Annotated in this window: 1 protein-coding gene; it reads right to left on the reverse strand. The window is 35.2% G+C overall.

Annotated elements, in window-relative coordinates:
* Positions 1-1,440, reverse strand: a 1,440-nt coding sequence (locus Q0370_RS10265) for a heavy metal translocating P-type ATPase (protein WP_299575387.1), incomplete at both ends; no start/stop codon positions are given.

Raw genomic sequence — 1,440 nt, forward strand, 5'->3', positions numbered from 1 at the left:
GTCGTCTGAAGTTATCGTAATATCAGCAGCTTCCATTGCAACATCTGTTCTACTGCTTCCAAGTGCTATTCCCACATTTGCATAAGAAAGAGCTGGAGCATCATTTATTCCATCTCCAATCATAATGACTTTGGATCCAATTGAACGGAATTTTAAAATATCCTTTGCCTTATCTTCTGGCAACAATTCTGATTCATATCTGTCCATCGACATACTATTTGCAATAGTTTCAGCCTGTTGTCTCAAATCTCCTGTAAGTAGTACAATGTCATCTATTCCTTGATTTCTCAAACGGTTCATAGCTTTTTTGATATTTTCCCTTGGCGGATCAGAAACTCCAATTACACCGATTAAATTCTCATTTTTAGCCACATAAATAACAATTTCTCCGTTATTTTGCATTCCTTTTACCACGTCAAATGACATCTCTACCGAAATATTATTTTCTTCCATGTATCTTCTGCTTCCCACACGAATAATGTCCTTATTTACATAAGTTTCAATTCCTCTTGCCACTTTAATTACATCTTCTTTATGTCGTGGTATTTTTAACCCTCTATTTCTGACTTCATTTAAAATTGCACTTGCCAAAGGATGTGTAGAAGTTTCTTCAGCCGCTGCTGCTAATGCAATCATTCTATCATCTCTCATATTTTTAGCAAAAGTTTTTACTGTTTGAACTTTAGGTTTTCCTTCTGTAATTGTTCCAGTTTTATCAAATATTACTGTATCAGCCTTTGAAAGTTCTTCCAAATAGTTGCTTCCCTTAATCAAAATTCCATTTTTAGCCGCTGTATTAATTGAAGCAGAAAATGCTGTTGCTGTCGACAATCTTATTCCACATGAATAGTCGATTACCAGCATACTCAATGCTTTTTGCAAGTTTCTAGTCGAAACGTAAACTATTCCAGCAAGCAGGAAATTTAATGGAATTAACTGTGCAGAAAATGCATCGGCGTAAGATTGGATGTCTGCTTTGTTAAAGGAAGCATCTTCCACCAATTTTATGATTCTTGAAGCAGTTCTATCATCTCCAACTTTTTCAGCTCTCACAGTGATATTTCCATTTTTTAAAAGCGTTCCAGCAAAAACCTCCTGTCCAGTTTCCTTTTTAACAGGCATATATTCTCCAGTAATCGCCGACTGATCAATTACTGCGTTACCCTTTTCAATCGTTCCGTCAACACTTATTTTTTCTCCAATTTGAACAAGAATCAAATCTCCTTTTTTTATTTCTTCAATTGGAACTTTCTTAGCTGCTTGGTCTTTATCTTCAGATATTTTCCAAACATAGCTTTCTCCGACACTTAACATATCCTTAATTACACCACGAGTTTTTTTCATCGTATAAACCGTCAAAAGTTCAGCAATTCTCTCTAAAATCATAATTGTCAAAGCTGTTCGTTCACTTCCTAAAGCAATACTGCTTATAATCGCTGT

Source organism: uncultured Leptotrichia sp. (assembly GCF_938036635.1).
Classification (GTDB): domain Bacteria; phylum Fusobacteriota; class Fusobacteriia; order Fusobacteriales; family Leptotrichiaceae; genus Leptotrichia; species Leptotrichia hongkongensis.